The sequence below is a fragment of the Amycolatopsis sp. CB00013 genome (assembly GCF_001905755.1).
In the GTDB taxonomy this organism is placed as follows: domain Bacteria; phylum Actinomycetota; class Actinomycetes; order Mycobacteriales; family Pseudonocardiaceae; genus Amycolatopsis; species Amycolatopsis japonica.
In genome coordinates this window covers 549,665-575,116 of record NZ_LIWC01000007.1, presented here as the reverse complement: position 1 = coordinate 575,116, position 25,452 = coordinate 549,665, and the positions used below count along the sequence as shown (strand labels likewise).

The window sequence follows — 25,452 nt, the reverse complement described above, 5'->3', positions numbered from 1 at the left end:
CTTAGGCGGTTGCCGACCGGCGCCGGACTGCGCATGCTTTGCGCCAATCCGGCGTCGGCGGGGGTGCCCATGTACCAGGAACGCGAGGTAAGAACCGGTCAGTTCCATCGCGCCCTCTCCGAGGCGGTGGAGCATCGCGGCCTTTCCCTGTCCCGTATCCGCGCGCATCTGGCGGCACGCGGCGTTTCCGTGGCCGAATCGACCTTGAGTTACTGGCAGCGCGGGCTCCGCCATCCGTCGACACCGCGGTCGCTCGACGTCGTCCGCGCGCTCGAAGCCGTGCTCGGCCTGCCGCCGGACAGCCTCATCGTCCTGATCGGCCCGCAACGACGTTCCGTCGGCGACGACCGCAGGCCCTCGGTCGCCGAACTGCGGCAGAGCTGGGCCGAAACCTGTTCACTGCTGGACGAGCTGAGCGCGTCGCCCGGCACGGAGGGCAACGCGAAGCTCGACGTCGTGACCGTCGTCGACGTGCTCACCATGACCGGCGAAGGACGGATCTCGGAGATCACCTCGACCATGGTGGTGCGGGCACGGGAGCCCGGCGCGGACGGTTTCGTGGTGACCCATCAGGACGAGCCCGGCACCGACATGGAGGCCACGACGGTCTTCGCCACCGACGGCTGCCGAAGAGGCAGAGTACGCCGAAGCGCCACATCGCCGGGGATGGTGTTCGAGCTCCTCTTCGACCGCGGTCTGGCCGAAGGGGAAACGCACACCTTCGCGTTCACCCTGCGGCTGGCCGCGTCGGTCCGTTCGACCTGTTTCCACCGGACGGTGCGGTCGCGCATGTCGGCGTATCTGCTCCGCATGCGTTTCGACGGCGCGCTCCCCGCGCGATGCGTCAAAACCGTGCGGGAGCGCGAAGAACTCGCCCCCGTGGTCAGCGAGCCGCTGCATCCTGGGCCGGGTGCGACGGTCAGTGCGTACTTCGAGGAACTCGACGTCGGCATCGCGGGGATCGACCTCATCTGGGAGTGAGACGGCGCCGCCGCCACACCGCGACCAGCACGACACCCACTCCGGCGACCCCGGCGGTGATCAGGCCGGCCACGATCCCGATCGGAATCCCCGTTTCGGCGGGCGGGGCCACCGGCTGCGTGAAGCCGATCCCGCCGCCGCGCTGGTAGTCCGATCCCGGCAGTTTGTCGGCATAACGGCCGTGTACTTCCCTTTGGTAGTCGGAAAGCGGGACGAACTTCCCCACCGGCGACTGCGGCAGGCTCGCCTGCAGCAGCACCACACCGTCGGGCCCCAGCTCGTACCAGCCGTTGATCTGGGGTTCGTTGAGCAGGACCGCGCCGGGCTTCAGCCGCGCGCTCAGGGTCTCTTCGTCGTTCCCGGAGAACACGCTCGCCGCGACCCACTTCCCCGGTCCCTCCGGCATCGCCTGCAGTGTGGCCTTCTGCCCGGAATCCGCGGTGGCCGTCACGGCGACGGATCTGAGCATGCCCGCCGGGGCCCCCTCGACGCCCCTGACGAAGTCGGGATTGAGGGTGTAGACCGGGATTCCCTTCTCCGCCATGGTGATCCGCCGCGGTTCGATGTGGTCGACCTGCCGGAAGTTCGATCTCGCGAGTCCGATCGCGTCGGGCTGCCCGGCGACACGCACGGCCGCCGCGAGGTCGCCGTCCGAGGGCGGGACGACTCCTTCGCTCGCCGAGGCGGGCGGCGTGGCGGGCAGCAGCGTCGCGACGGCCACCGCGAGACAACCGGCGAACTTCCGGCAGATCGTGTTCATGACCGCGCCTCAGCCCTTCCGGATGTTGACGATGGTGTCGTTCCAGCGGAACTGGCCGTTGCTGCGGTACTGGTTGTAGTTCCAGGTCTGGTAGCGCTGGTAGGTGGGCCACGGGTCGCCGACCATGATCGACTGGTTCGCCGAGTCGTAGCCGTAGATCACCTCGGCGTGGCCACCGCCGGAGGTCCAGTAGATCCCCGTCAGGTTCAGGATCCCGGCGTCGATCTGGCTGACGACCGAGCTGAAGCCGATCGGGCCGCCCGCGTCCTGCGCGGAGAAGCCGGTGCCGCGGAAACCGCGGACGATCTCGTAGATCTGGGCCGGCTGGTTCGGGCAGTACCCGGCCGAGGTTCCCTTGCCGGCGGCGCAGAACTGGGCTTGGGTGGCGGAGCCGCCCATCGACCGCTCGATGCTCGAACCGTCCGCGGCCCAGCACCATTGGTTGTACTGCTGCACCTGCTGGGTGTAGTTCAGCTGCTTGGACGCGGCCGTCGCGGCGACCGTCATCGCGGTCCCGGCCACCGGCGCGATCTCCCGCACTTGAGTGTGGGTCTGGGTCTTGATCAGGCCGCTGGGCCGGTCCCCGTCGCCGGACTGCGCCAACGCGGTGGCGGGCAGCATGCTCAGCGCGAAGACGGCGGCTCCGGTCGCCAGCACGGCCCTCGAAAGGCTCTTCACAGATGTCTCCTTTGACACGGGGATGGGGAGATCACCGTGCGCCGCCCCGGCTTCGGGAACAACGCCCTCACCAGGCGCGAAAGAGGATCTGTGATCGTTCACGGTCCGCCACCGGCGGAGTACGGGCCGCCGCGCAAGATTCACGGTGCCTTCACAAAGGCTGTGAATCCGCCACGGGTGTCGCGAGCGTGGTGGGCTGAGACCGGCCCCGCAAGGTGACGTCCTCCGTCGCCTTCCACTGCGAGGCCTCGGCTTCGGCGGCCGACTCGATCGCCGTCCACGAAGCGAGCAGACGGGCTTCGACGTTCTTCGCCAGCTCGGTGAGCCTGGCCGCTTCGTTCACCGGATCGCCGATCACCGTGTACTCGAACCGCCGCGGGTCGCCGACGTTCCCGGCCACCACCTCGCCCGTCGCCACGCCGATCCCGGCCGGGCATTCCGGCACCTCCGCCGCCAGCCTGCGCGCGATCGCCCGTCCCGCGGAAAGCGCGAGGGTCGCGTGGTCCTCCAGCCGCACCGGCGCGCCGAAGATCGCGAGCGCGGCGTCACCGACGAACTTGTTGACCAGCCCGTGGTTGCGGTCGACCTCGTCGACCACCACCGCGAAGAACCGGTTGAGCAGGCCGACGACCTCCTCGGGCGGACGGCTCGCGGCCAGCGCGGTCGAGCCGATCAGGTCGACGAAAAGCACCGACACCGTCCGGACCGTGCCACCGAGTTCGGCCGACGTACGCATCGCCTCGCTCGCGACGTCCTCTCCGACATGCCTGCCGAACAGGTCCCGCAAACGTTCGCGTTCGGCGAGACCGACGGCCATCCCGTTGAAACCCGCCTGCAGCAGACCGAGTTCGGTGCCGTCGTAGACCGGGATCTCGACGGTGAAGTCACCGGCACGGACCCGGCCCAGCGCGTGCTGCACCGACCGGATCGGGTTCACCACGGCGCGGGCGGTGAACACCGTCACCAGCAGCCCGAAGACCAGCACCACCAGGCCGAGGGCGATCACCGAGATGGCGAGTTTCGTCGTCGACACGTCGCCGCGTGCCCACGCCAGCACCGCCGTGACCACCAGGCCCGCCACCGGAACCCCGGTGCCGAGGCACCAGAACAGCAGCATCCGCAGGTTCACCCCGCCGCTGAGCGGCCGCGCCGGCACGGTGCCGGACAACGCCAGCGCCGCGTACGGCCGCAGGATGAATTCCCCTGCCAGGTAGGCGATCGCGCACACGACCACCCCCGCGAACGCGACGACGAGCAGTTCGGTGAGCACGACCCGCGGCTGCACCAGCGCGGCCAGCACGCCGAACACCACGGTCGCGATACCCCACAACACCGCCTGGACCAGCGTCAGGCGCAGCGGGACCCGAAGGCTCGACGCGCGTTCTTCGTCGGTCGGCGTCCGGCCCTCGGCCGCCCACCGCAACGTCCGCAGCGCGCCGCGGGTGCCCCACAGCGCGCCCACCACCACGGCGGAGACCACGTAGACCGGAACCGCGATCGCGGTCACCCGGATGAGTTCGCCGGACATGCCGGGGGCGGGCATGAGCAGCGCCGCCAGCCCGACCACGACCAGCGCGCCGATGACGTTGGTCGCGATCAGCGTCCCGGTGAGCAGTCCCTGGACGCGACGGCGCAACACGGCCGGGTCCTGAGCGAGCGGGCCGAGCAGCCAGGAGCCGAACGGCCCTTGCCCGCGGCCCCGAACAGAGGAGTCGTTGTCTGATCGCACCCGTGTCCCGCCGTTCACCCCGGTTTGAGTGAACGACTGTACACCGAAAGGGTCGCGCCCGTCAGCGGACGGTGCCGGAGCCGATCAGGGTGGTGGCGTCGAGTTCGGTCAGCCCGTCGGCGCGCAAGGACTCGAGATAGCGCTCGCGCACCCGCTCGACGACGTCGGGCTCCAGATCGTCGAGCAGTCCCCGGAATCCGGAGCCGATGACGACCAGCCAGGCGATCTCCGGTGTCATGGTCAGCCGCAGTTCGTTGACCACGACGTCGACATCGGACAGATCCCGCCCGGAAAGCCACTCGGCATAAGGACCCGCCTGGTCGATGCGGTCGATCAGGCTCGGTTCACGCTCCGGCGGCGGCGCGGACTCGGTCACCGCCGCGACCGCGCGGCCGAGATGACGGCCCGCGGCCACCATGGAACCGCCGCGCCAGATCGTGAACACGGCCCGGCCGCCGGAACGGGCCTTGGCGATCAGCCGCTCGGTCCCGTCCGTCATGTCGGGGAAGAAGAAGATGCCGAGCGCGGACTGCACGACGTCGTAGCCGCCGGTGTCCCACGCCGTCGCGTCCGCCTCGTGCGCGCGCAACTGCGGCAAGCCTGCCGAAAGACGGCGCAGCTCGCCGATCATCGGACCGGAGAGGTCGAGCGCGTCCACCACACCCTCGGCACCGACCGCGTGCGCCGCCGGAATCGCCGAAGCCCCGGTGCCGCAGCAGGCGTCGAGGACACGGTCTCCCTCGGTGAGCCCGGCGGCGGCCACCGTTGCCGTACCGATCGGCTCCCACAGATACCGCCCGAGCGCGGCGAAATCGGCGGCGGCCGCGTCGAAGGCGCGCTGGGTTCCCACTTTGCGAGAGGACATGCCGCGACGATATCCGTTTCGCGCTCCGTGCGAACCCGCCTGCGACGGACGGAGGCCGCGGGAACGCCCGTCCAGCGGGCGATTCGAGGACGTTCCGGCCCTAGCGTGGTCGGTATGAGGAAAACTCTGCTCGCGCTGCTCGGCGCGGCCGCCGTCCTGGGCTCGATCGCCACCCCGGCCGCCGCGACCACGCTGGAGACCAGGGAGTTCGTCGGCTACGGATCGAGCGACTTCGGCCTCGCGCTCTTCTACGCCCGCCAGGACGCCAAGAAAAAGGCGGAACGGGCCGGGTTCACCGACTGCGAGGAATACTCCAAGATCGTCATTTCACCCTACGACGCGACGGTCTTCTGGCGCTGCACGCGCTGAGACCGATCCGGCGCGGCCGTGGCTCCGAATACCGGACATGGATCAAGGAGACCTCGTCCCGGACTTCACCCTGCCCGACGACACCGGCCAGGACCGCACGCTGTCGGAGTTCTTGTCCACCGGCCCGGTCGTGCTGTTCTTCTACCCCGCCGCGATGACCGGGGGCTGCACGGCCGAGAGCTGCCACTTCCGCGACCTTGCCGCGGAGTTCCGCGAGGTCGGCGCCCACCGCGTCGGGATCAGCCCGGACGGGATCACCAAGCAGCGGGAATTCTCCACCCTGCACGGCTTCGACTACCCGCTTCTGTCCGATGTGGATGGAGAAGTCGCCAAACTCTTCGGCGTTTGGCGCCGGTTCAGCCCGCTGCACGCCAAGCGGCGCACCTTCGTGATCGACACCGATCGCCGGATCCTCGCGGTGATCAAGAGCGAGCTGAAATTCGACGTCCACGCCGACAAGGCGCTCACGACCCTGCGGGAACGGACTCCCAGCACCTGACCCGGTCCTCGTAAGGACGGTTCTTGAGAAGAAGTAAGCCAAAGGTGTCGTGGTCGCGGGCGGGTCGGTGGTGGGGTGAAGGCTCCCTTCGCCGCGTCTAATGCGGTGCAGGGAGCCTTCGCCCCGGCCACTCGCCCGCGCCGGCCACTTCCCACCGGCGAACGTGTCGCGAAAGCCACTTTCGCGACGTCTGATGTCCCGAAAGTGGCTTTCGCGACACGTTCGGCAGGCGGAAGAGCTCGGTGAATCCCTACGCCACGTTTGCCTTATCCCTCAACAACCGTCCTTACCACTCACGAGGCGGGAAAGGGCGGCCGTGCCGTCGAAGAGCGCCCGTGAGCGGGCCGTGATCCCGGCGTCCCTGGCGGCGAGCGCGGAAGCGACGTCCTCCAGCCGCCGGGATCGCCGCAGTTCCGGCATCAGTGCGCGCAGGGGCGCGACGCGGTAGCCCGCCAGCCGCAGCTGATGCACGATCCGCGCGTCCCGCACCTGGGACGGTGTGTACCGCCGCGTCCCCCGCTGATCGCGGCCGGGCACGACGAGCCGTTCCGTGTCCCAATGCCGCAGGGTCGACGGGCGCACGCCGAGCGCCGACGCGAGCTCGGAGACGCTCATCGAATCCGAGCCGCGCACGTCTTCGATCGGCTCCCCGGAGATCACCCGGACGGCTTCCTTGGCATCCCGGAGATCCGCGCGTTCGGCGTCGAGCCCGGCGTGGGCCGCGTCGAGGCGCGCGAGGACCTCGGGGAGCGGATCCCGGTGCACGGCGCGGACGATCTTCTTGGCCTCGACCGGCCCCACCGCGGCGGCGAGCGCGCGGTAGGCCAGCGCGGACCGGAGGTGGATCTCGCCGTAACTCCGGTAGCCCGAAGCCGTCCGCGACGCCGCCGGGAGCACGCCGTCGCGTTCGAGGTTGCGCACCTGCTGGACGGAGTATCCCGACAGGCGCGCCACCTCAGCCGTGCGCATCGATTTGAGACTTGACACCTTGACTCCATCGAAAAAACGCTCGAACCCTCCACAAGCACTTTAATGCCACGCTTGAGCACATGACCATCGAAGAGATCATCGGCCTCGTCTCGGGCCTCGACGGCGTCCTGACCCTCACCCCGGGGCCGGGTGACGAATGGCCGGAGCTCAGCTGGGGCGACGCGTTCTTCTACTACTCCCCCGACGGCGTCGTCCCGACGAACGTCCAGCCCTTCGCGACCATCGTGACCAAGAACTACCCCGGCGACGAGACCTCGCGGCTGGACCGCCCGGACACGTTCCGCGTGAACATCCACGCCGGCAAGAAGGAGTTCGCCCGCGGTCTTGGCCAGAACCCCGCCGATACCGACATCCTGATCGCCCATCCCGTGTACGGGAACGCGGGCTGGCTGGCGGTGGTGAACCCGGCGTCGAACACCGGAACGGCCACCCGCGAACTGCTCGAAACTGCCTATCGGCTGGCCCGCGCCCGGTACGAGCGGCGGGCGGAATCCGCGCGCGACCGGTAGAGCGAATATCGTGGGGCGGTGGGCCGGAATCTTCGAACCCGTGAGCGGCTCAGGCCGGTCGACCTCGCGCGCGAGCACGGCCTGTCCGCCCAGGCGGTCCGCAACTACGAGGCGGACGGCATCCTCCCCGCCGCCGAACGCGGCCCGCAGGGCTATCGCACCTATACGCCCTTGCACGCGCAAGCCCTGCGTGCCTTCCTCGCCCTCGTGCCGGGACACGGCCACGCGACGGCGGCGTCGATCATGCGGGCGGTCAATCAGGACGACGTCGAGGAGGCGCTCCGGCTCGTCGACGAAAGCCACGCGCAACTGCTCGACGACCGCCGCACCCTCCAGGCCGTCACGGCCGCGCTCCGGGATCTCGAACCCGTGCCCCAGGAACGGGGCGACCTGTTCGTCGGACCGCTGTCCCGGAAACTCGGCGTCCGGCCGGCCACCCTGCGCGAGTGGGAACGGGCGGGCCTTCTCCGTCCCGAGCGTGACCCGAGGACGGGCTACCGTGTCTACAACGCGGCGGACGTCCGCGACGCGAAGCTGACCCATCAGCTCAGGCGGGGCGGCTATCTCCTGGAGCGGATCGCGCCGGTGCTCGACCAGGTCCGCTCGGCGGGCGGCGTCGTTCCGCTCGAGTCGACGCTGCGCGACTGGCACGCCCGGCTCGCGGCGAGGGGACGCGCCCTGCTCTCCGGTGCCGCCGCGCTGGACGCCTACCTCGCTGACACTTTTGGGACAATGACACTTCCGCGCAATTGAATACGCGGGCAATTCGCGCTTTCCGCATACGAAAGTAGGTCCGCGATCACGGATCCTACTTTCGGCGCTACGACATGCCGTACGGGCACTCGTACTGTGCGTCACGTCGAGATGAACCGACCGGTCCCCTGCGCTTTCCGAACATATTCCGGCGGTTCGTCGTTCCCTCCTTATCGAAGGAAATTCGCATGCGAATTCGCGGACCCGTCATGCTCACCCTGTTCAGCGTCTGTGCCGGAATCGGCGCGCTCGCCGTCCCGGCGACCGCCGCGCCGGTCACGTCCTACGACCAGACGATGCTCGAGACGCTCGCCGCCCAGCTCAAGGTCAGCCCGCTTCAGGCCGCCCAGAAGCTGGACCATGAGAAGAACCTGATCGCGTCGCTGGACAACGTCAGAAATCGTGGCCTCCACACCGACGGCGCGTACTTCGACAACGCAGGCGCCCTCGTGGTGAACGCCGACGCCGGTTCCGCGAAGGAGCTTCGCTCCGCCGGGCTGTCCCCGCGCACCGGTGCTCGCGGCGAGAACGCGCTGAACGCCCTGTCCGCCAAGGTCGGCACGGTGATCGGCAAGGACGTCACCCAGGTGCAGTCCTGGGGTCCGGAACTCGCGGCCGACCAGGTCGTCGTCACCGTGCAGCCGGGTGCCGACAGCGCCCTCGTGCGCCGTCTCACCGCGCTGCCCGGCGTCGCGGTCCAGACCGGTGTCGCCAACGGAAACACCACGCAGGCCGACGTCATCCCCGGCCAGATCATGGACCTCGACCCGGGCACCAACTGCTCGCTCGGCTTCCCCGGCACCACCAGCAGCGGCAACAACGTGCTGCTCACCGCCGGGCACTGCGTCGAAGGCAACCCGGACATCCTCAACCGCAACGGCGTCCACATCGGCCGCGGTGTCGCCACCCAGTTCCCGTCGACCGACATGGGCCTGATGGACATCGACGCCGAAGACACCGGCCGCGGCTACGTGGACACCCGCATGGGCACCACGGTGCGGATCACCGGCAGCTCGAAGGCGCCGGTCGGCACCACGCTGTGCAAGGCGGGCAACACCACCGGCTGGACCTGCGGCAAGATCACCGCGTACAACCAGACCGTGCGCTACAGCGGCGAAAGCGTCGCCACCACCGGGCTGGCGAAGTCGACCGTCTGCACCGAGGGCGGTGACAGCGGCGGCGCCTACATCGCGGGCAACACCGCGCAGGGCATGACCTCCGGCGGCCCGGCCGACGGCCACGACTGCGGTTACAACGAAGGTGCCAACGCCACCGGCTCGTACTCCTACTACCAGCCCGTCGTGGACGCGGCGAACAAGTACGGCGTCACGCTGACCCGTTCCTGACGAACGAAACGACGATGCCGGGGAGCCATCGCTCCCCGGCATCGTCGTTTCTAGGAGTTCAGGATCTGCTCGCGCAGGATGTCCGCGTGGCCGCCGTGCTGGGCGAGTTCCCGCAGCATGTGCAGGTACACCCAGCGCAGCGGGAGCGGGCCGCGCCGGTTCCCGTGGAGCAGGTCGTCCAGATCGAGGGCGGCCGCGGCCTTGCGCGACACCTCGCAGGCTTCGCGGTACGCCTGCCGCACGGAGGCGATCGTGTCCTCCTCGGTGAGGATGAACGATTCGTCGGGTGTCTCGGGGAGACCGATCTCGGTCCGCGGGCGGCAGGTGATGCCTTCGACGAACCACACCTTTTCCACGAAGGTCGCGTGCTTCACCAGACCGAGCAGGGTCGTCCGGGAGGGGACGAGCGACCGGCGTGCCTGTTCCTCGGTCAGCCCTTCCAGGGATTCGTCCAGGACACGACGATGTTCGTCGAGGAAGACCTCGAACTGCTCGCGGAACGGGTGGTTGAGGACTTCCAGCGTGGACATGCGCGAAGCATCGCAAAGGTTCTCGATCTCGGGCAACCTACTTCAGGAAGCCGATCAGTTCGGCGCTGACGAACGCCGGATTCTCTTCGGCGAGCCAATGTCCCGCCTTCGGCACCTCGACCGCGCGGGCCAGGTTCGCGACGCGCGGCGCCAACGTGGCCTTCTGCGGTTCGAGCAATCCTTCCGCTGTCATCAGCAAAGTCGGCGTGGAGATGGGTTTCGCGCCGGCGTTCGCGGTCACGTCCTGCCCGAGCGTCCGGTAGAGCTCGAAACCGCCGTGCAGGACCTCCGGCCTGGAGTAGGTGCGGGCGTACTCGTCGATCTCCGCGTCGTCGAACGGTGACGGCGCGCCGGGACCGCCGAAGGCCGTTCCCGAGTAGGCGACCTGGGGATAGAACAGGGACAGGTACTCGCGCACGTCGTCGCCGACGACGGCTTCGGGAACCGTCTTCTGCGAGTGGAACGCGATATGCCAGCTCAGGTTCCGGTAGGCCGTCGCGTCGAGCGCGGGTCCCGGCAGCGGCAGATCGAGATAGGCGAGTTTGGTGAGATCGCCGGGGAATTGCGCGGCGTATTGGAAGGCGACGGCGGCCCCGAGGTCGTGGCCGACGACGCGGGCGTCGCGCAGGCCCAGCCGTCCGGCGACGAGGCCGTGCACGTAGCGGGCGAGGGTCGCCTTGTCGTAGCTGGGCGGCGAGCCGTCGCTGTCGCCTAGACCGGGCAGGTCGAGGGCGTACACCGTGAAGTGTTCGGCCAGCGCGGGCATGACCCGGTGCCAGCCGTACCAGGTCTGCGGCCAGCCGTGCAGCAGCACGAGCGGGGCGCCCTTGCCGCCGGTGACGTAATGCATCTTCACCCCGTCGACGTCGGCGAATTCGTGCCGGAACCCCGGGGGCGGCGTGGCGGTGACCGGAGGTGAACCGCAGGCCGTCAGCAGGACGAGGGCCGCGACGAACGCGGCGGCTCGGTGGAACATGGGGATCTCCGTTTCAGCGCCCGGTGGCGCCATCGATCAGTTCGCGCAGGATGTCGGCGTGTCCCGCGTGCCGCGCGGTCTCCTCGATCAGGTGGGTCAGCGTCCAGCGTCGCGATGCCCGGCGGGGCCCCGCCGCGGCGAGGTCGTCCCAGGAGGCGATCGCTTGATTCGCCTCGGCGACGGTTTCCCGGTAGGCGGCCAGAATCGACGCCGTCGTGTCGTCCGGGCCCGGGTGGAACGTCGCCTTCCAGTCGGTGACGCGGTGGCCGAGCAGCCAATGCCGTTCCACCTGGGTCAGGTGCTGGACCAGGCCCAGCAGATTCGTGCCGGACGGCACGCCGGGAACGCGGGCCCGGTCTTCCGGAACGCCTTCGGCCTTGGCCATGACCGCGGCGCGGAGATAGTCGAGGAACCCGGCGAGCACGTCCTTCTCGCCGGCTCCGGTCGACGGCGGCCCGGTGTCGCGTTTCCGGCTCATCGCCCGGCCCGCCGGAGGATCAGGATGTGGTCGACGACCGTCGCGGTCCGGCCCGCCGGGCCGGTGGCCAGGCGTTCGGCCGCCTCCGCGCGGTCGATCGACCAGACCGCCGGGTCGAGGTCCAGTCCGGCCGCCACCTCGCCGGGAGTGGCGAACTCGGCGTCCTGATCCCACGACCACGGCGCGGCGGAACCGTGGTCGACGACGACCAGCCGCCCGCCGGGATTCACCGAGCCCGCGGCGGTGCGGAGCACCCGCGCCCGGTCCAGTTCGAAGGGCGTGTGGAAGTACTGCGCGGACACCAGGTCGTAGGTGCCCTCGGGGAAGTCTTCGGCGAGGTCGACGCGAAGCGCCGTGATCGGCTCGCCGCGTGCCTGGAGCGAGCGCACGGCCGCTCCGGAGATGTCGACCGCGGTCACCCGCCAGCCTCGGGCCGCCAGCCAGAGCGCGTCTCCCCCGGCTCCGCAGCCGAGGTCCAGCGCGGTGCCCGGGGTCAGCGAGCCCGCGATCTCGGCCAGTCTCGCGTTCACCTTCGGCGTTCCGGCGGCCCGCCGTTCGTGGAGTTCGTCCCAGAATCTCGTAGCGCTCATGATCGCCACCTTCGCCGCCGGTCCGCCGGTTTGGCACGAAAACTTGCCGACCTGGCAAGATCGAGGGCATGGACGAAACGGACGAGGTGCTCGACGCGGTCGGCCCGCGGTTACGAGCGCTGCGCAAACACCGCGGCCTGACCCTCGCCGAACTGTCGGCGGCGACCGGGATCTCGGAAAGCACCTTGTCACGGCTGGAAAGCGGCGGGCGGCGGCCGACGCTCGAACTGCTGCTCCCGCTCGCCCGGGTGCACGGCGTGCCGCTCGACGACCTCGTCGGCGCTCCCCGGACCGGTGATCCGCGGATCCATCTGCAGCCGATTCACCGCCACGGCATGACGTTCCTGCCGCTCACCCGGCGCGCGGGCGGGGTGCAGGCGTTCAAGATGCTCATCCCCAGCCGGGACGCACCGGCGGAACCCACGCCGCAGACCCACGGCGGCTACGAGTGGGTGTATGTCCTCAATGGACGGTTGCGGCTGGTGGTCGGCGACCGGGACATGGTCCTCCCGCCGGGTGAGGCCGCCGAATTCGACACCGCGCTCCCGCATTGGCTCGGCTCGGCCGACGGGCACGCCGTCGAAACCCTCGTCCTGTTCGGACCGCAGGGCGAACGCGCCCATGTGCGGGCGCGTTAGAGCCAGTCGTGCTCGCGCGCGTACCGGGCGGCCTCGTGCCGGGTCTGCGTCTGGGTCTTCTGCATGGCGTTCGAGAGATAATTGCGCACGGTGCCCTGCGCGAGGTGGAGCCGTCCGGCGATCTCGGCGACCGAATAGCCCTCGCCGGTCACCCGCAACACCTCCAGCTCCCGCTCGGTGAGCGGACAGTCGTCGACGACGGCGAGCGCGGAGACGTCCGGGTCGATCCAGCGTTTTCCCTGATGCAGCGTGGCGATGACGAACGTGATGTGCGACGGGTCGGCGGCCTTGCTGACGAAGCCCTGGACGCCGAGTTTGAGGGCCTTGCGGAGCACACCGGGTTTCGCGTGCCGGGTCAGCATGAGGATGACCTGGTCCGGCCGGGTACGCCGGATCGCCGCGACCGCGCCGAGCCCGTCCACACCGGGCATTTCGAGGTCGATGACGAGGACGTCGGGCTCGTGCCGCAGGGTGGCCTCGACCGCCTCTTCGCCGTTCTCCGCCTCGGCCAGGACGGTGATCTCGCCTTCGAGCGGGAGCAACGCGGCCATCGCCTTGCGCAGCAAGGCTTCGTCGTCGGCGAGCACCACCGTGGTCATCGTTCCTCCAGGGCCGGGAAGGACGCCGCCGTCACGAACCGCCCGTCTTCCTGCTCCACCGTCAGTTCCCCGCCGTCGGCGACGACGCGTTGTTCGAGCGCGGCCAGCCCGCGGAGTTCGGGCAGTGGCGTTCGCGGGGCGCCGTCGTTGACGATACTGATGCTCCATTCCGACAGGGTGATCCGCACGCGGGTCGCCTGCGCGTGGCGCAGGATGTTGGTCGTGGTCTCGCGCAGGACCTGGCCGAGCAGCCTGCCCGCCGCCGGATCGACGTCCGCCTCCCGGTCGACGCGCACGCGGATCCCCGCGGCCTCGAAGAGGTTCCTCGCGTTCTCCAGTTCGGCGGAGAGGTTGAGCCGGCGCTGGGCGTAGGCGAGTTCCTTCGTCTGGGTGATCGTGTCGGCCACGAGCGCGTGGATCTCCGCCAGTTCCTGTTTGGCCCGCCCGGCGTCGATGTCCACCAGTTTCGCGGCGAGCGCCGTCTTGAGCTTCACGACGTGCAGCGTGTGGCCCTGGATGTCGTGCAGATCGCTCGCGAACCGGACGCGTTCCCTGATCACGGCCAGTTCCGCCTCCCGCTCGCGCGACTCCTCGAGTTCCTTGACGACGTCGTAGAAGCGTTTGTTGGGGAACATCAGGCCGAGTACGACAGCGGTGATCGCGGCCGGCACGAACACGAAACTGACCAGCTCACCGGACACGTCCTCGTTCGAGACCAGCAGTCTCAACGCGCCCACCGCGGCGATGTAGCCGACGAGCGCGACGGCCGCCGGGATCCGATGGCGTGGCAGTTGCGGCACGACCAGGGAGCCCACGAGGAAGACGCCGAAGAACGCCGAACTGCCGCCGACGAGCAGCACCGAGAACGGCCACACGGCCGCCGTGATCACCAGGCACGGGATCGCGACCCGCAGGACCTCGCCCGCCGCCCAGCGCACGAAGGCGACCAAAGCCGCCAGCACACCCACGCTCAGGACGACCGCGTGCCACCAGGTCCGCGAATCCGAGGCGACCACGATCACCCCACCGACGACGAGCAGCGGGACGAACATGGTGAGGTTCAGCTTGCGCAGCTGTCCCTTCGCCGGCTCGGTGTCCACATCAGACATGAACCCAGTATCGGCTCTCCTTCGGCGGGGGCAACAGTGACACCACGTCATGGTCTCCTCGTGACGTGACCGCACTGGCCGGGGCGTGCCCGGACGGCTGAGATCGAGGTATGACAGCGATCGACGTTGACCGTCTGAACGTGAAATACGGCGACTTCCACGCCGTGAAGGATCTGTCCTTCCAGGTCCGGCAAGGCGAGTTCTACGCCCTGCTGGGCACGAACGGGGCCGGCAAGACCTCGACCTTGGAAACCCTGGAAGGACACCGGAATCCGACGTCGGGCACCGTCCGGGTGCTCGGGAAGAGCCCGCGGGACCGCGCGGCCGTCCGCCCCGAGATGGGCGTCATGTTGCAGGAGAGCGGTTTCTCACCGGATCTGACGGTGAAGGAGTCGATTCGCCTGATCGGGGCGCTGACCCGCCGCACGGACCGGCTCGAACGGGTGCTCGGCATCGTGGACCTGAGCCGCAAGGCCGACACGAAGGTGTCCCAGCTTTCGGGCGGTGAGAAGCGGCGGCTCGACTTCGCGACCGCGGTGTACGGCTCGCCGCGGCTGGTGTTCCTGGACGAGCCGACCACCGGGCTGGACATCCAGTCGCGGGACGCGCTGTGGGACGCGGTCGACAACCTGCGCGAGGACGGCTCGACGATCGTGCTCACGACGCATTACCTGGAAGAGGCACAGCAGCGCGCCGACCGCATCGGCCTGATGCACCGGGGCACGTTCCACCGGGAGGGCACGGTCGCCGAACTGACGCGGACGCTGCCGTCGGTGATCCGGTTCTCGCTGCCGTCCTCGGCTCCCGCGCTGCCGGTGCGGGGCAAACGGGAGCACGACGGGAAGTTCGTCATCGAGACCTTCGGGCTGCAGAAGGACCTGCACACCCTGCTCCGGTGGGCGCAGGACCACGCGATCGAACTACCGGATCTCGAAGCGGGGCCGACCCGGCTCGACGACGTGTTCCGCGCCATCGAAAACGACTGAAGGACTGAGTTGTCATGCTCTCGATAGCCCGTAGCGAACTGATCCAGATCTTCCGGAACCGGTCGGTCCTGATCACCAGCTTCGTGATGCCCCTCGCCATTTCCGCGTTCTTCGTCTACCAGCACGAGGTCTTCGCCGAGATCGGCAGCCTCGGCTACATCGCGGCGATCGTGATGTTCACCGTGTGCGCGTTCGGTCTCTACACCAGCGCGGTGACCACGCTGGCCTCACGACGGCAGAACCTGTTCCTGAAGCGACTGCGCTCCACCGCGGCCGGGGACGCGTCCATCCTGGCCGGGCTGGTGCTGCCGGTCACGGTCATCTCACTCGTCCAGGTGGCCGTGATCATGACCGTGCTGGGCGTCGTCACGGACACGCCCGCCAACGTCGGTCTGCTGGTGGTGGCAGTGCTCGCCAGTGTCGCCATGATGATCGGCCTCGGCCTGGCCACCGCGGGTCTGACCAACTCCCCCGAACACGCGCAGGTGACCACCCTGCCCGTCAGCCTCGGCGTGATCGCCGTGGCGAGCTGGGTCGGCATCTCCGGCACCGACGAGCTGACGCTACTCAAACGCCTGCTGCCCGGCGGTTCGGCCACCGAACTCGCCGTCAACGCGTGGAACGGCGGCGTGGCTCTCACCGATTCGCTGCTCCTGCTCGCCCCGACCCTCGCGTGGGTCGTCGTCGCCGTCGTCCTGGCGACGCGGCTCTTCCGCTGGGAGCCGCGCCGATGACCGACAGGTCCGGTCGGCCGGCAGCCTGCCGCTCAGCAGGTAGTCACGCACAGCCGTGTCGACGCACGCGTCACCCTTCAAGAAGACCGAGTGGCGGTACGCGCCTTCCACCGTCACCATGCTCGATCCGGCGAGCGCCCTGCGCATGGCGAGTTGTCCCGCGTAGGGCGTCGCCGGATCGCCGGTCGAGCCGAGGAGCAACGCCGGCGCGGTGGTGCGGATGCGGGTGGCGGGTTCGGCGGGGGCCACGGGCCAGAACGCGCACGGGGTGATGTTGCGGGACAACGGGCCGAAGAGGGGCTCGGCGGCGCGATGCTCCTGGATGTCCCGGTAGTAGGTCATGGGATCACGGTCGGCCGCGCGATCGGCGCAGACGACCGGTGTCCCGGCCCGGTCGGTCGCGGCGCCGGAACCCGTCGTCAGGCCGTCGAGAAGCGCGCTCAACGCGGGCGAAGGCGTGGCGGGCAGACCGGCCGCGGCGGCCCGGAGAGTCAGTACGGTGGCGGTGAACTCGGCCTGCGAAGCGGGCCTGTCGTCATAAAGGTTCGCGAAGAACACATACGGCACCGTGTGACCGTCCACTGTGTACTTTCCGACCGCGAACGGCCGCCGCTCGGCCGAACGCGCGATGTCCCGCACGGTCGCCAGGACCTGGTCCACGGTCTCCCCCAGGCCCTTCGCCGTCCGTGCCCAATTTCGCAACGCGGCGTCGAGCGACGGCGCGGTCGGGCGGAGCAGCCCGGGCCCGTACGCCTCGGGATCCACCGCCGAGTCGAGCACGAACCGATCGGCCCGCGCGCCGAACATCTGGAGATACACCGCGCCGAGGTACGTCCCATAAGAGGCGCCGATGTAGGAGATCTTCCGCTCGCCGAGCGCCTCGCGGACGAGGTCCATGTCCCGTGCGGTGTTGCGGGTCGACGCCGCCCGCAACAACATGGGGTCGTTACCCGAACAACCGCGTGCCAGTTCTTTGGCGAGGGCCACACTTTCGCCGAAACTCTTCAAGTCGGGCCCGGCCGACCGCGTGAACGTGTCGGTCTGCCAGTCGCACCGCAGCGGCGAACTGCGCCCGACGAACCGCGGATCCATGCCGACGAGGTCGTACCGCGCGGCGATCTCCGGCATGAACGCCCCCGCCAAGACCAATTCCCTCGCCGGCCCGCCCGGCCCTCCCGGGTTGAGCAGCACCACGCCGCGGCGGCGCGCGGGATCGGTGGCCTTCATCCGGGCCAGCGCGACCGTGATCCGGCGCCCGCGCGGATGGCGGTAGTCGACCGGCACGGCGACGTCGGCGCACTGCGCGCCCGCTTTGTCCAGCTCCACGCCGACGCTGTCGCCGGGCCCGGTCGCGCAACCGTGCCACGTGATCGACTGGGCCGCGGTGGCGGTCGCCGGGGTCAACGCGGCGGCGACCAGTAATGCCACCAGGGCGGCTGTTTTCCTTGGCAACGCGAACTCCCTGATGTCGAGGAAAATCCCGGGTTTCAGGCTAGGGAGCCGGCTTGTGCGGGGGCGTCCGTCTGCGGTCGGAGGCCTCTAGCCCGCTGGGGGGCTTTTCGGGGTTTCATGGCATGAAAGCAGGATGAAAGCGCTCCCGGGATCGTAGGTGCCTCGCCCGAGGTGGGCGGGGAAACAGCTGACGCGAGTCCGGATCCGCCCCGATGGGTGCGTGGTCCGGGCGCTGTCGGCAGATCACGAGGGGATTGTCATGAGAGCTCGTTCGAGGGTCGTCGCAGGTCTTGTGTCGGTGTTCATGGCGCTCGCGCTGACGTTCGTCGGCGCGGGATCCGCGGCGGCGGACCAGTCGAAGTCCATCTCCGGGAAGTCACCGGACGGCGGCGCGAGCTTCAGCGGGACGCTGACGTGGACCGGCCGGGGCAGCTTCAAGGCCGACGTCACGTTGAAGGACGCGAAGTGCGACGGGAACCCCGTCTACTTCTACTTCATCATCAACAAGGGGTGGACGAGCGAGTGGCAGGGCAAGCGGCGCGACAACAACGAGGGCTGCGGCAAGACCATTACCTGGAAGGGCATCTCGGGCTCTGACAGCAACGGCATCTACGGGCCCACACTGCGGGTGTGCACGGACATCCGGCCGGGGTTGGACTCTTGCAAGGATTACGGCAACGACAACCCGTACTTCCCGTGACCGGCCTCCCGGCCGATCGGCTCGGGCTCCTGGGTCGATCGGCTCGGGAGCCTTCGGGGTGAACGCCCGGTGGACAACGCCCGCGAGGGGTCGTCGAGAAACGCGATCGTGCCCGGCCGGTGCGTGTGCGAGCGGTCGTCGAGCAGCGGACCGACGTTCGACGCGGCCCGTGCGGTACCAATGCCCATCAAGCAAGTAGGTGATCGGGGCGGCGGATCTGATCACGGGCCGCCGACCCGAACTTACGAGGTCGGCCGCCCTTCCATTGGGGGGATAACGCCGCGAACCCGGGAAGACCTCCGGCTGACGCGCCATGGCTCACCACTAATGGGCAGCACTGCGTGAGCTCAAAACTCCCGGAACGCCGACGCCTGAGCTCGTTGCGTGGCTGCGGCCTGCGTGTTCAACCCGTCGCACCAGCTCGGATACACCCGGAACCCACGTTTGCCCGGCCGTCGCCCTGAAGTGATGCCGAGTTCGGCGAGATGCGCGCCGGTGAACCGGAAAACACCGCGTCGGCCGTGTTGCTCGACGAAGACAAGCAAGCCTGCGGCGGGATCGTCGTCACTGAACGGGGTCGTCGTTCCGCTCGCGTCCCTCTGCCAGAAGGCGACGAAAGCGCCCGGCTTGGCCGGAGTGTTTCGCGCAGTCCGGATATGCCACGCCTCGTCGCAGATCTGGACGATTCCCGCCTCATAGCCGCTGTTCTGCGTCTCGGGGGTCAACACAACGGTCACACCCACCTCGGCCGCATAAGCCTCGAACGCACTGAACTGCACACCGCAAAACTAGCTGCTAGCGGCCGGGGGCATGCCGAGGGGCCCGTCGCCTGGGTGGCTGGCGGGCTCCTCGGGGTTCAGACGTGATGCAGGGTGTTGCGCCGGGGTTTTCGGAGCGGATCTCGGTATTGGGGTGGGGTGAACTCCGGTAGGCCGTCGGCGGCCATGCGTACTTCCCAGTCACCGTGGTGAATCAGCCGATGATGGAAACCGCACAATAGGACCAGATTCCGGAGATCGGTGGGCCCGCCGTCTGCCCAATGATGAATGTGATGGGCGTGGCAATTCTTGGGTTTCCGATGGCAGCCTGGGAAGGCGCAGCCGCCGTCGCGGATGTTGAGTGCGCGTCGTTGGCCTGGGGTGACGAACCGTCTCAGCCGCCCCATATCCAGTGGTTCCCCCGAGGAACCCATCACCACCGGCACCATCAGACAGTCGCAGGCGGCGAGACGGGCTTCTCGAGCGGTCATCGTCCCGACGAAGTCCAGACAGGCGGTGCCAAGACCGGATTTCAGTTCTTCGAGTCCGATGGTGACGTGCACCAAGGTGCGGTAGCCGCTGGTCCCCGGCTGGTCCGGGCAGGCGATCGCCAGATCGAGCAGCTCGGCCCAGGCATCTCCCATGCGTTCGCACTTCATCCGCAGATCCGCCTGCCCGAACTCATCCACCGGCCGCGGCTGCGCATGCGCCTCCAACGCGGCGGCAGTCCGGGCCCCGGTCTCGTCATCGAGGAGGCCGGTGAGCTTCCAGAACCCATCCTTGCGGCGTTCCAGGGTGATCTCGCGCCGTGGTTCCTTCGGCTCGGGATCTTTGGGTTCCTTGCCGTCCGGGTTGAGCAAGCCCTGCAGGTTCGCCTCGGCCTTGGCGAGCTGCCGCGGACCGGCACTCGGAGCGAGATTGGCGAGGATCTGCTCCGCACCCGCCCGCTCCTCAGCCGAAATCTCGGCGGGGAGGTTTTTCAAGATCTCCAGGATCTGATCGATCCGCTCATCCCCGACCAGCCCCTGAGCAGCGACCGCAGCGGTAGCGGGCGCGACCGGCGGAACCTCGGTGCCATCCAAGGCTCGGGTGGGGTTCAGCGCGATCGCCCGCTTCACGATCGCACCGGCCTCACCCCGTGACAACCCGGCCAGGTCCGCGAACCAACTAGCCGTACTGCCATGCCCATACAAGTCCTTGGCGCCCCGAGACTCGATCTCCGCCAGAAACTGCCCCAGACAGGCGGTCGCGATCCGAATCACCTGCAAGGACTGCTGCACGCCATGAGCAAGCTCCAGCTTGCCAGCGCGCCACAGCTCCTGCGGCAACTCGGGAAGGAAGGTCTCGGACACCCCTCCAGAATACCCGAAAAAATCGAACACGTGTTCGTAATTTTAAGCAACAAGCCAACTCGCGTCGACAACACTGAAGAGTGAAACGGCCGCCAATGCCGAATCACCCTGCGAAGCCAACTCACGCAATTAGTCGACTAAATGCGATACCCCCACGCATTTAGTCGACTGAATGCGGAAACCAAGCGCCCCGGACCGGACGAAACCCGGTCCGGGGCGACCCCCAGCGGCAACCCCAAGATCAGCGGTCACGTTCCTTGGCGAACAAGGACTTCGACCACACATACCCGACAACCGAGAGCAGGACGCACCAGCCGAGTGCGAGCCAGCCGCTGTTGCCGATCGGAGTCCCGAGCAGCAGACCGCGAATGGTCTCGATGACGGGCGTGAACGGCTGGTAATCGGCGAACCAGCGCAGCCAGGCCGGCATCGAATCGGTCGGCACGAATCCGCTCCCGAGGAACGGCAGCAACATGAAGATCATGGGTGTATTACTGGCCGTTTCCACGCTCTTGGCCGCCAGGCCCAGCGCCACCGAAAGCCACGTGAGCGCGACGGTCAGCAACAACAACACTCCGACGACGGCGAACCATTCGCCGACCCCCGCCGTCGGGGAGAAGCCGATGAGGAGCGTGACCCCGAAGACCACGGCGAGCGCGAACGCCGTCTGGATGAACGCGCCGACGACGTGCCCGGTCAGGACCGAGGCCTTGCTGATCGCCATCGTGCGGAACCGCGCGATGATGCCCTCGGTCATATCCGTCGCCACCGAGATCGCGGTGCCGAGAGCGGCGCTGCACACGGTGACGAGCAGGATGGCGGGCGTGACATAGCCGACGTACTCGGCCCGGCCGCCTCCGCCGCCGAGACCGTTCCCGAGTGTGCCGCCGAAAACGTAGACGAACAGCAGCAGGAACACGATCGGCTGGCCGATCAGCATGATGGTGAGCGACGGATACCGTTGCATATGCCGGATGTTGCGGCGCAGCATGGTCGTCGAGTCGCGCACCGAAAGGGCGAGGCTGCTCATCGGGCCATCTCCTTGGTCGCTTCGGTCCGGTGACCGGTGAGGCTGAGGAACACGTCGTCGAGGTCCGGCGTGTGCACGGTGAGGCTGTCGACGGCGACGGCTTCGTCGTCGAGCCGATCCAGGACGGCGCGCAGGGCGGCGACGGTGCCGTCGGTCGGCACGCGGAGCGCCAGGGCTTCGTCATCCGACGTGGACACTCGAAGCACACGGGTCGCGTCACGCAACGAGACCGCGTCGGGGAACTTCAGTTGCATGTGCCCGCCGGGTACGCGTCGCTTCAGTTCGTCGGGCGTGCCGAGCGCGACGATCCGGCCGCCGTCGAGTACGGCGACCCGGTCGGCGAGCTGATCCGCTTCCTCCAGGTACTGCGTAGTGAGGAAGATCGTCACGCCGCCGTCGACGAGGTCGCGGATGATCTGCCACATCGTGCGGCGGCTGCGCGGGTCGAGACCGGTGGTCGGTTCGTCGAGGAAGATGACCTTGGGGTCGCCGATCAGCGTCATCGCCAGATCGAGTTTGCGGCGCATGCCACCCGAGAACGTCGATGGCGTCTTCTTCGCGGCGTCGGTCAGCTCGAAGCGTTCCAGGAGTTCGGCGGCACGTTTGCGGCCCTCGCGGCGCGGCAGATGGTGCAGATCCGCCATCAGGAACAGGTTTTCCTCGCCGGTGAGCAGATTGTCCACCGCGGAGAACTGGCCGGTGAGGCCGATCGCGGCACGGACACCGTCGGGGTCCGTGGCCAGGTCGGCTCCGGCGATGGTCGCGCCACCGGCGTCCGGAGTGACCAAAGTGGACAGAATGTTGACCGTGGTGGTCTTGCCCGCGCCGTTGGGGCCGAGCAAGGAGAAGACGGTGCCGGACGGGACATGCAGGTCGATACCGTCCAGGACGACCTTGTCGCCGTAGGACTTACGCAGTCCGGTCGCGGAAATGGCCGGGTTTCGCATCGGGATTCCCTTCAGGAACGGTGGACGATGATGTCGCCGACGGCGGTACCGGCGTGGATTTCGACCTTGTCGGTCGCGTCGCCGGGCGCGGCGGAGGCGGTCATGTCGTTGACGACGCGGCCGAAGCTGGTGTTCACGTCGAGCCAGGCGGCGCTTCCCTCGCGGATGCCGATCTCGACGTCCCCCAGCGACGTTTCGAGGGTGAGCGTGCCCCTGGCCGCGTCGAGGACACGGACGGATCCGTTGGCGGTCTTGGCTTCGACACCGCTTTCGGCCTTGTCGACGGTGATGTCGCCGTTGGCCGAGCGGAGGCGGATCGAGTCGGCGACGGTCCCGACGGTCGTGGGCCCGTTGGAGTTCTTGACCACCGCGGTGCCGTCGATCGCGCCGACCTGCACGCGGCCGGAACTCGTGCTGATGTCGGCGTTGCCGTCGGCGTGCTCGACGACGATGTTCCCGGACGCGGTGTGCAGTTTCAGCTCACCGGTACGGTCCAGCCGGATGTGCCCGGTGCCGGATTTGTAGCGGCAGGCGCCGATCCGCCCGGTCACGGTCAGGTCGCCGAGTCCGGTGCTCCCCTGCACCCGGGAGCCGGCGGGCAGTTCGATGGTCACGTCGATCGACCTCGTCCGCCTGGAGAAGTCGAGCAGGCGCATCTTCGGCGCGCGGACGGTCAAGGTGCCGCCGGAGAATTCGACGACGGTGCGCTTCGCGGCGTCGACGTCGGATTCGTTGTTCTCGTCGAGCGGGGCGACTTCGACGACCGTGTCGGTGCGGTCTCCGGCGACGATCCGGACGTTGCCGACGACGGGTTCGAGGTCCGCGAGAATGGGTTCCGGGGTGGCGAAAGAAGGCATGGTTGTCCCCTCAGAGGTGGTGTGATCGGTGTTTGTGCTGGTCCGGGAGGTCTAGCTGACCCAGCCGGTGTAACGCTGGACGCCGCGATGGCCGCCGCTCATCGGGGCGGGTGGCGTGGCCCGCTCCGACGGCTGCAAGGCCGCGGAAGCGGCTCGCACGAGCCACGCGTTGACCGAACGGCCTTGCGCGGCCGCCGCTTCCTCGACGCGTGTCTTGAGGTTTTCCGGGAGCCGGAAGTTGATCCGGGCCGTGGCCCCTTCCTCGTCCGGCAGCGGCGGCTCCGGCGCGACAGGTGCGACAGGTGCGGCTGGAGCGGTAGGTGCTGCCTGCTCGACCGCGGGAAGCGTGACGGCGAAGCTGGCTTCCCCGGCACGCAGCCGGACCTCGACCGAACCCGGCGCGAGGTCACGGGTGATCTCGTCCGACGCGGCGGACAACGCGTCCAGCAGCGCGAGACGAATGGCCGACGCGAGCGGCGCGGTCAGGCGTTCGGCGAGCGCGCTCGCCTCGGCTCCCCCCGCCTCGGCGGCGACGGCGAGTTCCCGGCGAACGGTGTCCACAAAGGGCGTCAAATCCATGATGCCATCATGGCACCATTGTGGCGCCACCGCAAGGGCAAGTTGGTGCCACATGATGCCAAAGTGGCGTCTTCGCAGGTCAGCGTCACTTTTGCCCCTTCGGCCAGTCTCGGCTGGCGGGGGAAGCAGGACACGGCCGAACGCGTTGCCGGTGTCGTTCACGGCGGGCGAGAATCGCCACGAGCCGTGCGAAAAGGAAGCGACCCGCCGCCGGATGTGGGGGTCACCCGAGGCGGGCCGCTACCCGGTTCCACCGTACAAGAGGTCCGCTCGCGTATGCGGGCAACGCTTTTTGTCCTTGCGGCCCTTGACAAATCGAAGATCCACAGTGGACGGAAGACGGGCACATGCGAACAGTTCGGGTGAGCGTCTGCGCCCTGGACCCCATCACGAAGGCCGGCATGGTCGACCTTCTCGAGACACGCGCGTCCGTGGTGGTGACCGAAGGCCGGGCACGGGACGAAACCGATGTCGTCGTCGCCGCTTTCGACCGGCTTTCGGCCGACGCAGTCGCCGCGTTGCGCGCGGTCGCCGCCGAACTCGGCAAGCCGATCGTGCTGGTGACCGACCGGATCGAGGAGGGCGGCCTCACGGCGGCGGTGGTGTGCAAGGTGGTCGCCATTCTGCCGAGGTCGGCGATGACCGACTCCCGCGTGGCCGACAGCGTCCGTGCCGCCGCGTCGCGCGCCGTGGCGCCGCCGCGCGATCTCCTCGGCAGGCTGGCCGACCAGGCCGAGCGGCTCCACCGGGAGCCGCTCGCGCCGGACGGACCGGCGGGTGCCGCGCTCTCCTCGCGGGAGATCGACGTCCTCCGCCTGATGGCGGACGGCTTCGACACCCAGGAGATCGCGACCGAACTCGCCTATTCGGAACGGACGGTGAAGAACGTCATCTACGCGGTCACCGACCGGCTGAGGCTGCGGAACCGGTCGCACGCGGTGGCCTACGCGATCCGGGAAGGGGTCATCTGAAGGCGCTCAGATGAGACCTTCGCGGAGCGCGTAGGCCACGACGTGGGTGCGGTTGCGCAGATTGAACCGGCTGAGCAGGCCGTGCAGGATGTTCTTCACGGTCCGGTCGGAGTAGGCCACCCGCCGGGCGATCTCGCCGGTGTCGAATCCCTCCGCGAGCAACCGGAGCACTTCGGTCTCGCGGGGCGACAAGCCACTGAGCGTGAGCTCGCGCGGCTGGAGAACTTCCTTGTGCAGCCGCGAAATCCCGCGCAACAGACTGCCGAGCTGATCGGCGGGCAGATCGCCCCGGCCGGCGTGGGCGTCGGCGACCGCGCGCAGCAACCGCTCCGGCGTCGCCTCGGAACGCGCGACGACGACGGTCAGACCGCGCTCCACCGCAGCCCACAACTCGGCCTGGTTGGGGTGGTCGGCCACCAGCACCAGCCGGGCGGATCCGGCCGGGATGTGCCTCGGGTCGTCGCCCGCGACCGCGACGAGGACGTCGGCCTTCGCCGGGTCTTCGCGCAAGGTGATGCCGGGGCCTCCGCCGAGCGCGCTGCGCAGCCCCGCCAGGACGAGCGGATCACCTGCGTGCACGGCGACCCGGATCTCCCGCCGCTCCTCGGTCCGGACGACCGGGCGGACGGGCGTCGTCATGATCGTCGACATGCCTTCCAGGTAACCGGCCGCGGAGAAGGCGGGACA

The 25,452-nt window shown here is 68.8% G+C and carries 30 protein-coding genes and 1 pseudogene; 11 read left to right on the top strand and 20 right to left on the bottom strand.

What is annotated here, in order from left to right:
* Positions 1-9 precede the first annotated feature (9 nt).
* Positions 10-981 (top strand): helix-turn-helix domain-containing protein, encoded by a 972-nt coding sequence (locus AMK34_RS39310; RefSeq protein ID WP_228694925.1) that lies wholly within the window; start codon positions 10-12, stop codon positions 979-981.
* Here AMK34_RS39310 and AMK34_RS39305 read toward each other — a convergent pair.
* The 4 genes from AMK34_RS39305 to AMK34_RS39290 all read right to left on the bottom strand — a co-directional run bounded on the left by AMK34_RS39305 (position 968) and on the right by AMK34_RS39290 (position 5,013).
* Positions 968-1,741 carry a hypothetical protein gene (locus AMK34_RS39305; RefSeq protein WP_073848913.1) on the bottom strand — a complete coding sequence of 258 codons (774 nt, stop codon included), beginning with the start codon at positions 1,739-1,741 and terminating at the stop codon, positions 968-970. The genes AMK34_RS39310 and AMK34_RS39305 overlap by 14 nt on opposite strands.
* 9 nt (positions 1,742-1,750) lie before the next feature.
* Entirely contained in the window at positions 1,751-2,419 is a 669-nt protein-coding gene (locus AMK34_RS39300) for a papain-like cysteine protease family protein (protein WP_038511074.1), read from the bottom strand.
* Positions 2,420-2,570: 151 nt separating this feature from the next.
* The gene (locus AMK34_RS39295; protein ID WP_073848912.1) at positions 2,571-4,148 is read right to left on the bottom strand and encodes an adenylate/guanylate cyclase domain-containing protein; all 1,578 of its coding nucleotides are present in this window, start codon (positions 4,146-4,148) and stop codon (positions 2,571-2,573) included.
* A 61-nt stretch (positions 4,149-4,209) separates the two neighbouring features.
* On the bottom strand, positions 4,210-5,013 hold the full coding sequence (locus tag AMK34_RS39290) for a class I SAM-dependent methyltransferase (RefSeq protein ID WP_073848911.1): 804 nt from the start codon (positions 5,011-5,013) through the stop codon (positions 4,210-4,212).
* Between the two features lie 114 nt (positions 5,014-5,127).
* On the opposite strand from AMK34_RS39290, the gene AMK34_RS39285 reads away from it, so the two are divergent.
* Both AMK34_RS39285 and AMK34_RS39280 read left to right on the top strand, forming a co-directional pair.
* Complete coding sequence (locus AMK34_RS39285; RefSeq protein WP_038511068.1) at positions 5,128-5,382, top strand: hypothetical protein; 255 nt, start codon at positions 5,128-5,130, stop codon at positions 5,380-5,382.
* A 37-nt stretch (positions 5,383-5,419) separates the two neighbouring features.
* Positions 5,420-5,881: a peroxiredoxin gene (locus AMK34_RS39280; RefSeq protein ID WP_072026330.1), complete on the top strand. Its 462-nt coding sequence runs from the start codon at positions 5,420-5,422 to the stop codon at positions 5,879-5,881.
* A 273-nt stretch (positions 5,882-6,154) separates the two neighbouring features.
* On the opposite strand, the gene AMK34_RS39275 is transcribed toward AMK34_RS39280, so the two are convergent.
* Positions 6,155-6,850, bottom strand: coding sequence for a MerR family transcriptional regulator (locus tag AMK34_RS39275; protein ID WP_073848910.1), 696 nt, complete (start codon positions 6,848-6,850; stop codon positions 6,155-6,157).
* Between the two features lie 80 nt (positions 6,851-6,930).
* Between AMK34_RS39275 and AMK34_RS39270 the strand changes: the two genes are divergently transcribed.
* The 3 genes from AMK34_RS39270 (at position 6,931) to AMK34_RS39260 (ending at position 9,479) form a co-directional block, all read left to right on the top strand.
* Positions 6,931-7,380, top strand: coding sequence for a DUF6194 family protein (locus AMK34_RS39270; protein WP_038511062.1), 450 nt, complete (start codon positions 6,931-6,933; stop codon positions 7,378-7,380).
* An 18-nt stretch (positions 7,381-7,398) separates the two neighbouring features.
* The gene (locus AMK34_RS39265) at positions 7,399-8,133 is read left to right on the top strand and encodes a TioE family transcriptional regulator (RefSeq protein WP_038511059.1); all 735 of its coding nucleotides are present in this window, start codon (positions 7,399-7,401) and stop codon (positions 8,131-8,133) included.
* Between the two features lie 188 nt (positions 8,134-8,321).
* Positions 8,322-9,479 carry a S1 family peptidase gene (locus tag AMK34_RS39260; RefSeq protein ID WP_073848909.1) on the top strand — a complete coding sequence of 386 codons (1,158 nt, stop codon included), beginning with the start codon at positions 8,322-8,324 and terminating at the stop codon, positions 9,477-9,479.
* A gap of 50 nt (positions 9,480-9,529) precedes the next feature.
* Here AMK34_RS39260 and AMK34_RS39255 read toward each other — a convergent pair whose 3' ends face one another.
* The 4 genes from AMK34_RS39255 to AMK34_RS39240 are packed head-to-tail and all read right to left on the bottom strand — an operon-like array spanning position 9,530 to position 12,053.
* Positions 9,530-10,009 (bottom strand): DinB family protein, encoded by a 480-nt coding sequence (locus tag AMK34_RS39255; protein ID WP_038511051.1) that lies wholly within the window; start codon positions 10,007-10,009, stop codon positions 9,530-9,532.
* Positions 10,010-10,046: 37 nt separating this feature from the next.
* A complete protein-coding gene (locus AMK34_RS39250) occupies positions 10,047-10,985 on the bottom strand; it encodes an alpha/beta fold hydrolase (RefSeq protein ID WP_038511048.1) in 939 nt (312 codons plus the stop codon).
* 13 nt (positions 10,986-10,998) lie between these two features.
* Positions 10,999-11,463 (bottom strand): DinB family protein, encoded by a 465-nt coding sequence (locus AMK34_RS39245; RefSeq protein ID WP_073848908.1) that lies wholly within the window; start codon positions 11,461-11,463, stop codon positions 10,999-11,001.
* On the bottom strand, positions 11,460-12,053 hold the full coding sequence (locus AMK34_RS39240; protein ID WP_073848986.1) for a class I SAM-dependent methyltransferase: 594 nt from the start codon (positions 12,051-12,053) through the stop codon (positions 11,460-11,462). Before AMK34_RS39240 ends, AMK34_RS39245 begins: the two co-directional genes overlap by 4 nt.
* Before the next feature lie 68 nt (positions 12,054-12,121).
* Between AMK34_RS39240 and AMK34_RS39235 the strand changes: the two genes are divergently transcribed.
* Positions 12,122-12,691: a helix-turn-helix domain-containing protein gene (locus tag AMK34_RS39235; protein ID WP_038511041.1), complete on the top strand. Its 570-nt coding sequence runs from the start codon at positions 12,122-12,124 to the stop codon at positions 12,689-12,691.
* On the opposite strand, the gene AMK34_RS39230 is transcribed toward AMK34_RS39235, so the two are convergent.
* Positions 12,688-13,290 carry a response regulator transcription factor gene (locus tag AMK34_RS39230; RefSeq protein WP_073848907.1) on the bottom strand — a complete coding sequence of 201 codons (603 nt, stop codon included), beginning with the start codon at positions 13,288-13,290 and terminating at the stop codon, positions 12,688-12,690. The genes AMK34_RS39235 and AMK34_RS39230 overlap by 4 nt on opposite strands.
* Entirely contained in the window at positions 13,287-14,390 is a 1,104-nt protein-coding gene (locus tag AMK34_RS39225) for a sensor histidine kinase (RefSeq protein ID WP_083650129.1), read from the bottom strand. Before AMK34_RS39225 ends, AMK34_RS39230 begins: the two co-directional genes overlap by 4 nt.
* 119 nt (positions 14,391-14,509) lie before the next feature.
* Between AMK34_RS39225 and AMK34_RS39220 the strand changes: the two genes are divergently transcribed.
* Positions 14,510-15,385 (top strand): ABC transporter ATP-binding protein, encoded by an 876-nt coding sequence (locus AMK34_RS39220; RefSeq protein WP_073848905.1) that lies wholly within the window; start codon positions 14,510-14,512, stop codon positions 15,383-15,385.
* 14 nt (positions 15,386-15,399) lie between these two features.
* A complete protein-coding gene (locus AMK34_RS39215) occupies positions 15,400-16,119 on the top strand; it encodes an ABC transporter permease (RefSeq protein WP_073848904.1) in 720 nt (239 codons plus the stop codon).
* A gap of 15 nt (positions 16,120-16,134) precedes the next feature.
* On the opposite strand, the pseudogene AMK34_RS39210 reads toward AMK34_RS39215, so the two are convergent.
* Positions 16,135-17,346 (bottom strand): annotated as a pseudogene (locus tag AMK34_RS39210) (alpha/beta hydrolase); the annotation flags it as partial.
* A gap of 484 nt (positions 17,347-17,830) precedes the next feature.
* Here AMK34_RS39210 and AMK34_RS39205 point away from each other — a divergent pair.
* Positions 17,831-18,271: a hypothetical protein gene (locus AMK34_RS39205; protein ID WP_241832962.1), complete on the top strand. Its 441-nt coding sequence runs from the start codon at positions 17,831-17,833 to the stop codon at positions 18,269-18,271.
* Here the strand turns inward: AMK34_RS39205 and AMK34_RS42915 are convergent.
* The 7 genes from AMK34_RS42915 to AMK34_RS39175 form a co-directional block, all read right to left on the bottom strand.
* Complete coding sequence (locus tag AMK34_RS42915; protein ID WP_143202751.1) at positions 18,241-18,459, bottom strand: hypothetical protein; 219 nt, start codon at positions 18,457-18,459, stop codon at positions 18,241-18,243. The two genes, AMK34_RS39205 and AMK34_RS42915, sit on opposite strands and share 31 nt — an antisense overlap.
* Positions 18,460-18,618: 159 nt before the next feature.
* On the bottom strand, positions 18,619-19,050 hold the full coding sequence (locus AMK34_RS39200; protein WP_073848903.1) for a MepB family protein: 432 nt from the start codon (positions 19,048-19,050) through the stop codon (positions 18,619-18,621).
* Positions 19,051-19,127: 77 nt separating this feature from the next.
* A complete protein-coding gene (locus tag AMK34_RS39195) occupies positions 19,128-20,381 on the bottom strand; it encodes an HNH endonuclease signature motif containing protein (protein WP_073848984.1) in 1,254 nt (417 codons plus the stop codon).
* A 241-nt stretch (positions 20,382-20,622) separates the two neighbouring features.
* On the bottom strand, positions 20,623-21,411 hold the full coding sequence (locus tag AMK34_RS39190) for an ABC transporter permease (RefSeq protein WP_073848902.1): 789 nt from the start codon (positions 21,409-21,411) through the stop codon (positions 20,623-20,625).
* Positions 21,408-22,358 (bottom strand): ATP-binding cassette domain-containing protein, encoded by a 951-nt coding sequence (locus AMK34_RS39185; protein ID WP_073848901.1) that lies wholly within the window; start codon positions 22,356-22,358, stop codon positions 21,408-21,410. The genes AMK34_RS39190 and AMK34_RS39185 overlap by 4 nt, the downstream gene beginning before the upstream one ends.
* Positions 22,359-22,369: 11 nt before the next feature.
* On the bottom strand, positions 22,370-23,215 hold the full coding sequence (locus AMK34_RS39180) for a DUF4097 family beta strand repeat-containing protein (protein WP_073848900.1): 846 nt from the start codon (positions 23,213-23,215) through the stop codon (positions 22,370-22,372).
* 51 nt (positions 23,216-23,266) lie between these two features.
* Entirely contained in the window at positions 23,267-23,794 is a 528-nt protein-coding gene (locus AMK34_RS39175) for an Arc family DNA-binding protein (protein WP_198941833.1), read from the bottom strand.
* Between the two features lie 401 nt (positions 23,795-24,195).
* Here AMK34_RS39175 and AMK34_RS39170 point away from each other — a divergent pair, with 401 nt between their 5' ends.
* Positions 24,196-24,765, top strand: a complete 570-nt coding sequence (locus AMK34_RS39170) for a helix-turn-helix transcriptional regulator (protein WP_083650138.1) — start codon at positions 24,196-24,198, stop codon at positions 24,763-24,765.
* Between the two features lie 6 nt (positions 24,766-24,771).
* On the opposite strand, the gene AMK34_RS39165 is transcribed toward AMK34_RS39170, so the two are convergent.
* Entirely contained in the window at positions 24,772-25,416 is a 645-nt protein-coding gene (locus tag AMK34_RS39165; protein WP_073848896.1) for a helix-turn-helix transcriptional regulator, read from the bottom strand.
* Positions 25,417-25,452 lie beyond the last annotated feature (36 nt).